The sequence below is a fragment of the Okeania sp. SIO2F4 genome (genome assembly GCF_010672385.1).
Lineage (GTDB): Bacteria > Cyanobacteriota > Cyanobacteriia > Cyanobacteriales > Microcoleaceae > Trichodesmium.
Map to the genome: position 1 here is coordinate 1 of NZ_JAAHGT010000352.1, position 6,957 is coordinate 6,957.

Here is a 6,957-nt window from a genome sequence, read left to right on the forward strand (position 1 = left end):
CTCTAAATGGACGTGGAGACATATATTAAGACTAGCACAGAGTTAGCAGAAGTCGATGAGTCTAATAAACGTCAGTCGAGGATATAGGGTTTGGTAGTAAATTCCCCGCCTTTATGCCGGAGAGGATGTCAATGATTATTTCCTAATCGGATAGACTTTAGATATTCAATTTCAGTTTTTTTAGCATTGCTATTTAGCTTCAGCATCAACATCTACTCTAGGTAGTCCTAGACTATAGTTATTGACACGACTACCAAGATTATAACTAATTTGACCTGATTGTAATAGGGATCGGACAAAATGTTCTAAATCAGAACCTATACAACGGAGGTTGTATTCAGTTAAATCTGAGCCACTATAAGATTCTACCAATTCGTCAAACTTTCGGTAAACCTGCTGCATAGCACTATCATTCCAGTTAAGTTCATTGTCGGGATCGATATCTAAAGTTAATACTTTATCATCAGGAACAAGTTCATTATTTTCCACAATTCCTGCAAAAATACGAATATGTCTAGTTGTTGACTTTAATGGCATAGGTAATTTTCTCTCTGTTACTTTTTGTTAAATTCTATCTCTTTGTGCTCTCTTGGCAGATAGTATAACAACATATTCCAAATTTATTAATCAGGTACTAAATGCTGGTCTATTTTTTCTTCTATGGATAAAAATTCAGCAAATACTTACTTCCATTCTGGACCAATTAACTTACCTCGTAATTGCCACTTACCTAAGTTGGGGTCATCAACTTCTAACAATCCACTATACAATTCTTGCTTGGCATAAGGACTTTCTAAAACAGGCCAATTTTCTAAAATTCTTGTCTCTCCATTAATCACAGCATCCCCAATAGCACCATCTTGCTCATAAGTCATCACTATGCGATCGCCTGCTAAACTCAGATAACTCAAACGCCCCTGATTATTCCATTTACTATCATCAACTTTAGTTTTATCGAGCGCCTGTTTCAAACTTTCAAAGTCTCCAACATCAGCGACCCTTGCCACATCAGTCACCCAAGCAGTTTTCCTCCCCTTGGCAACCATTGCTTGATAATCTTTATATTTAGATTTCTCAGAGACTGGTATCTGTAAATTTACTTCATCTCCCCAAGGTCTAGCACATAACCAAATATTTTCCATGCGCCAAATATACCAATCTTTATATTTTGTTGGTTCACCATAACGCTTTGGCAAGACTAAATGCGATCGCGCAGGTACTCCTGCTTGTAAATCTCGATCGTTGAGAATTAACTGAAAAATAACTGCTCCTTTTTCGTGAACATATTGGTCTCCAGGACTACGACCAGTTGCCTGCGCTCCATGATAAGTACCTGCTAAACTGACTACTGCATTATTCTTGCCATTCGGATCGCGCACTACTAACTTATAAGTAGCATACTGTGCCCTAATTGTACCCTCAACTTGATAACTACGAGTAGGCTCTAATAAAGTTCCTAAACTATAATCCTGGGTTATATAAAAGTTCTCCCATAAGCCATTTCCTTGAGAGTAGCTATAGTAAATTGGATGAGTTGCCCGTAGTTTAAATGGTAATGGCACTTGCTTACGAGCTAATGCCCGCAAATGTTCTGGGGGACGATATGTACTGAGAGCTGGTGCTAATGCTAGTCTGGCACGACCATTTCTCATTTTTTCTACAACTTCAGTTCCATCTCCCCACCACATCCAAGCTACTGCACTTAACCCACTATTCCAGGTATTGCGATCGAAACCTCGACTTTCAGCACCTCCAGCAGTTCCCCAACTTAGTCTTAATGCCATATTAGTTGCGTACCAATCTAGCAAAGCTTTGGCCAGTTTTTTTAACTCTGGGTCACGAGCAAAATCATAGAGATTAAGCAATCCACCTATACTATATCCATAATAAGTGGAAGAATGAAATTCTCCTTGTCCAATAGTTAAAAATTTATTCAGTTCACTTCGTAACCATGCTTCATTTGTGGCTTCACTTGCTGGGTCTCCTACAGGCCAACCACTACCATCCATCAATGCTAAACCGGATGCACGTCCCATAAACATATGATTTTCTGTGCCAGTTTTTGTCCACTGTAGAACTTTCGGTAGTTGTAGTTGATTTTTGTAAGATGTTAATATTTCTGACGGCATTTTGTCTCGAAACAAAAAGAAAATCCGCACATCTAAATAACTACGGAAGTGATAAATACTTGGTTTATCTTTATCTAGTTCAAGCAAAATTTTCCAGGTTTTTTCTCGATCATAAAGTTGGCCTGCTGGTTCACCTTCTAGACTTAATCTAGCTAAAATTACTGGTAGTAAATATTTATGGGGATCTCCTATGTTTCTTTTTCTCCACCAACTATCTAATTCTTCTAAATCGATGGCTGCTAGTTTCTGACGAATTGCTAAACTTCGCTCTTGAAATTTATTTTCTTCTTCTCCAATATTTTGTTGTAATACTGTTGTTATTTGTGTTTTTTCTGCTAATTTTATTTGATTCTTTTTTTGACATCCAGATATTATTAAGTTCAATGTTAAGGTGGTAATTATTGCCAGAATGATATAGGATATTTGCTGAGATTTCATATTTTTTAATTATTGGAAATTGTTGTATTATGAGAATAATATTATCAGGAATTGTTAAGTTCAATGATTGATGACATCCTGCATTATTTACTTGAATTAGATGTAAATTATCATGGTAATTCTCGGAAAATATCTCCCAGAATCTTTCAAAACATACTGTATCGCGCGTGACTCAACTCATAGAAAAAACTTTCTCCTGAATTGGGTTCCACGCTCCCCATATAACCACAAATATTTATACTCCCATTTTTGAGTTCCTTTCGGCTTGATACCTTTAAGAGTTATTACTTTTCCCGTAATAGTTTTTCACCCAATTCTAGTTTCATCTGAACACCAGAACCTGATTTTTTTTCGAGGATTGACTCTGGCATTTAAATTTTTCGGCATTGCTGAGGGGCGGGATGAATCTTTATAGAAAAGGTAAATCCCATCTTTTATTTCCTCTTTCTCTAAAACTATAATTCCAATGGGCACGCTATGCAACGCCCCTACACGGACCACACAGACCACACGGACCACACCCCCCCACACTAATTTATCCCACAAGTATGCAACGCCAATTTTTCAATAGCTTTTTCTAGCATTTCTGGCATTTTTTTTGAAACTGTTTAACATCTGTTGAATTCTGTTTATTACTTACTGGACGAGACACTTTTAATTTCGCCTTGAAACGATCATAAATATACTTATGTACTGTTGAGTATGTTCATTAATTGATCATGGATAATGAATAATTGATAATTTATCTCTTGATTATGGTTCGCCTAAATATCTTAATCCATAGTTTGATTTACCAACGCCTCTAATTAAAATAATTAACATCATAATTATCGAATTTGATAATATTTAGAGTATATTTCGGACAAATGATGTACAAGGCGTGAATAGTAAAATTTTTGTGGTGCAGGCATTTTGCCCGCTAAATGTGTACATCACGGGCAGCGGGAATTGCTGTAATTTCTGCATGAGTTGCTTGTGGTTCACAAGTGTATATTTTGAAACAATCATCGGGCTTAATTTTTATGCTTAAAAGTTTCTAATTATTAATATTTTGAGCAAATAATTTTATTTTGACTAATGTGACAGAAATCACTAATTGACAGGAGAAATATCATCTGGACTCAAGCTGGTTATCACAGTTATTGATTGTTAGATAGGGAATAATAAATATAGTGAGTTATAACAAAATTAACTGTTATGAATTATCTACATCAAGCTTTTCTACCGGAAGTAATAATCACAGAATTAGTATTTCAAGTATATCGATCTGGTATCTTGACTCAAGAGCAAAGAAAACAACTCAGAAATTTATTTTTATACCATAATCTGAGTGAAGAAGATACAACAGCAATTAATCGATTACTTCATGCAATTCGTCGTGGATGGCTCAAGATAGCTGATTAAAAACTTTACTATTCTGGTTGACTAATAAAAAAAAAGTTTAATATCAAACCAACTTTTTCTCAGAATTGTCAGGTCTGATTACCTTTCAATACCTCTAAAAGTTCAGCATTTTTATATTTATCAACTTATAGAAAATGGGAATTATCTCACTGAAAATTTTCAATCGAATTTTTAAGTAATAGAGGTCTTTGTTCATCAGACTTCTATGATATTTATTTGATTTTAAAATGATTGAAAAAGAAAAAATTGCTTCAGAGAATATGATAATTGTGGTTTGAGATAAAAATGGTGGTTTTGGGTAAAATTAACTTATTTTTAAGTTATCAGCATTATTTTTATATTCACAAATGAGCGATCTTTACATTTCTTGGCCAGAGTATCATCAAACAATTGAATATCTAGCAGCAAAGATTTATCAATCCCAATGGGAATTCAATCAAATTGTCTGTTTAGCTAGGGGGGGAGTAAGAGTAGGAGATATTCTTTCTCGCATTTTTAGGAAACCTTTGGCAATTCTTGCTACTTCTTCCTATGGTGGTATTAAAGGTCAAGAGCGAGGTAATATTAAGATTGGGAAAAATTTGACTATGACTACAGATACTTTAGGTAGTCATGTTTTGTTGGTTGATGACCTGGTTGATTCGGGAATTAGTATTCAAAGATCTATTGTTTGGCTACAGGATAATTATACTCAAGAAATTCAAGAATTAAAAACGGCTGTTTTATGGTATAAATCTTGCTCAATATTTGAGCCTGATTACTATGTTGATTATTTGACTGATAATCCTTGGATTCATCAACCGTTTGAGATATATGAACGAATGAATCTTGATGATTTAACTTTTGCCAAGATGGGTCTTCAATAATTAATAATTAATAATTATTAATTATTCAAACATTGAGGATTGGTTGGAAGGAATTTTTTTGTTCTCTCTTGCTCGATTGGATATGGCGCAGGTTTCCCGCTCTTGCAGAGCCGCTCCGAAGTGCGCCATCCCATCCTAAGGTCATGCTCCGCTTTCCGACCGCTTTTTTCTCCTTCCTCATGAGAGGGTTTAAACCTTAATTTTTCGGTAATATTAACTTTGATTAAATACTTAATTTATGGGTAACCGACTGAGGGTGATTTCAGTTATCAGTTCTCAGTACCTCCTAATGAATTAGGAGGCTTGAAATACATAATTTTCCTTGTTATCCCCCTTTAAAGGCTATCCCCGATCGGGAACTCCTGAAAACCTTGTGGGAGGGTGGGGAGAGGGGGAAGAGGGGGAAGTAAGAATCTTGGGGTGCATTTCTCAAAAAAATATCTAAGTTCAATACACTTTTCTGAGAAAAAAGCCTTTCAAAGGACTTATACATAACTTCTCTCTAAATGTCTACATTATGTCTGCATTTTATGTTAAGAAAGATGTTTATAAAGCATCGCTTTAAAGGGGAGGCTTACAGCCTGATTTATTTAGCCAATCTTTTTGTGCTAAGTCAAGAAATACCCAAATTAAGTTAATTTCTATATTATCATATTCAAGCTAAATTTTTCAAAAATGACAATTGCCTAATTTTCTATTTCAAATAGTGCCACAACCTGGAAGTCAAAATTGAAAATTTAAAAGTATTGATTGGTAAGACTTTGAGGATGTTGTAACTGGTTAATTATTTCTGCCATCGTGCAATAGTGACTTGAGGTTGAAGTTGTGTGATATAGTTCTATATTGCTAAGACTTTCTATATATTTATTTGTATTTGATTTCTTATGTCTACTTCTAAACTAACCTTGAATTTGGTAGAAGGATCTATCTCTTTTGATTTTACTCCTGAAGCTGCAAGAAATTTACAAGGTGTTATAGCTCAATTAATGCAGCAATTAAAATCTGTTGCAGCTAAAAATGCTGCTGGTAGTTCTGGCAAACCAACTCCACAAAAACCTACGGAATATCAGTATACAGGAGATGTCTTTTTGGAAATATTCTGCAATCCTAACATTTGGCCTAGTCCTTTTGCGGCTAAAGTTTTGATTACTTTACGAGATGAGCGGATTCGGATAACTACTGAAGCTGAACTTACGAGAGTTTATGATGATATTAATCAATATTTAGAGCAAGTAGGCTAAAATTTTTGCTGGTCTTAAATATGAAAGGATATTAGTTAGTAGATATCTTTAATTACCAGGAGCTAAACTAATTTATTTTTACTTGTTTACGAATAGCAAATATTTTTCTTAGTTGTCGTACAAGGTTGAATTTGACATTCTCTCTTTGCTGATGAACTATCGGGAGTTACTACATTACTATGAGACTTTTTTCTTTTGGCAGGTTGATTTATCCTGAACAAAAAAAGAATTATTGAAAAGCAAGGTCGAGAAAATTTTCCAGTAGATGAGGATGAAGCAAATTATTTGAGACTCTTCCATTAAATCAAAGTCGAAGGGGAAAGTCTCAATACTAAACCTGATATTTTTCTATTCCGAATCTCTGTGTTTCTGTGCTTCGTGACTCCTGATTCCTATTTACTTGTTTACGAATAGCAAATATTTTTCTTAGTTGTTATACAAGGTTGAATTTGAAATCCTCCCTTTGCTGATGAACTATCCCTAATTACCACATTACTATAAGACTTTTTTCTTTCGGTAAGTTGATTTATCCTGAACAAAAAAAGAATTATTGAACAGCAAGGTCTAGAAAATTTTCCAGTAGATGAGGATGAAGCAAATTATTCGAGACTCTTCCATTAAATCAAAGTCGAAGGGGAAAGTCTCAATACTAAACCTGATATTTTTCTATTCCGAATCTCTGTGTTTCTGTGCTTCGTGACTCCTGATTCCTATTTACTTGTTTACGAATAGCAAATATTTTTCTTAGTTGTTATACAAGGTTGAATTTGAAATCCTCCCTTTGCTGATGAACTATCCCTAATTACCACATTACTATAAGACTTTTTTCTTTCGGTAAGTTGATTTATCCTGAACAAAAAAAGAATTATTGAACAGCAA

At 34.6% G+C, this 6,957-nt stretch carries 6 protein-coding genes; 3 read left to right on the forward strand and 3 right to left on the reverse strand.

Annotated elements, in window-relative coordinates; genetic code table 11:
• Nucleotides 1–189 precede the first annotated feature (189 nt).
• The 3 genes from ndhM to F6K22_RS21080 all read right to left on the reverse strand — a co-directional run bounded on the left by ndhM (nucleotide 190) and on the right by F6K22_RS21080 (nucleotide 3,113).
• Nucleotides 190–537 carry an NAD(P)H-quinone oxidoreductase subunit M gene (gene ndhM / locus F6K22_RS21070; protein ID WP_293102208.1) on the reverse strand — a complete coding sequence of 116 codons (348 nt, stop codon included), beginning with the start codon at nucleotides 535–537 and terminating at the stop codon, nucleotides 190–192.
• 146 nt (nucleotides 538–683) lie between these two features.
• Nucleotides 684–2,567 (reverse strand): hypothetical protein, encoded by a 1,884-nt coding sequence (locus tag F6K22_RS21075; protein ID WP_293102209.1) that lies wholly within the window; start codon nucleotides 2,565–2,567, stop codon nucleotides 684–686.
• 306 nt (nucleotides 2,568–2,873) lie between these two features.
• The gene (locus F6K22_RS21080) at nucleotides 2,874–3,113 is read right to left on the reverse strand and encodes a hypothetical protein (protein ID WP_293102211.1); all 240 of its coding nucleotides are present in this window, start codon (nucleotides 3,111–3,113) and stop codon (nucleotides 2,874–2,876) included.
• Nucleotides 3,114–3,764: 651 nt separating this feature from the next.
• Between F6K22_RS21080 and F6K22_RS21085 the strand changes: the two genes are divergently transcribed.
• The 3 genes from F6K22_RS21085 to F6K22_RS21095 all read left to right on the forward strand — a co-directional run bounded on the left by F6K22_RS21085 (nucleotide 3,765) and on the right by F6K22_RS21095 (nucleotide 6,078).
• Entirely contained in the window at nucleotides 3,765–3,971 is a 207-nt protein-coding gene (locus tag F6K22_RS21085; RefSeq protein ID WP_293102213.1) for a hypothetical protein, read from the forward strand.
• Nucleotides 3,972–4,318: 347 nt separating this feature from the next.
• Nucleotides 4,319–4,837 (forward strand): phosphoribosyltransferase, encoded by a 519-nt coding sequence (locus tag F6K22_RS21090; RefSeq protein WP_293102214.1) that lies wholly within the window; start codon nucleotides 4,319–4,321, stop codon nucleotides 4,835–4,837.
• 884 nt (nucleotides 4,838–5,721) lie between these two features.
• On the forward strand, nucleotides 5,722–6,078 hold the full coding sequence (locus tag F6K22_RS21095; protein WP_293102215.1) for a hypothetical protein: 357 nt from the start codon (nucleotides 5,722–5,724) through the stop codon (nucleotides 6,076–6,078).
• Nucleotides 6,079–6,957: the final 879 nt, after the last annotated feature.

Bases quoted from the DNA above. Each gene is read 5' to 3' on its own strand.
- F6K22_RS21095 (WP_293102215.1), top strand. From the start codon at position 5,722: ATGTCTACTTCTAAACTAACCTTGAATTTGGTAGAAGGATCTATCTCT.
- F6K22_RS21090 (WP_293102214.1), top strand. From the start codon at position 4,319: ATGAGCGATCTTTACATTTCTTGGCCAGAGTATCATCAAACAATTGAA.
- F6K22_RS21085 (WP_293102213.1), top strand. From the start codon at position 3,765: ATGAATTATCTACATCAAGCTTTTCTACCGGAAGTAATAATCACAGAA.
- ndhM (WP_293102208.1), bottom strand. From the start codon at position 537: ATGCCATTAAAGTCAACAACTAGACATATTCGTATTTTTGCAGGAATT.
- F6K22_RS21075 (WP_293102209.1), bottom strand. From the start codon at position 2,567: ATGAAATCTCAGCAAATATCCTATATCATTCTGGCAATAATTACCACC.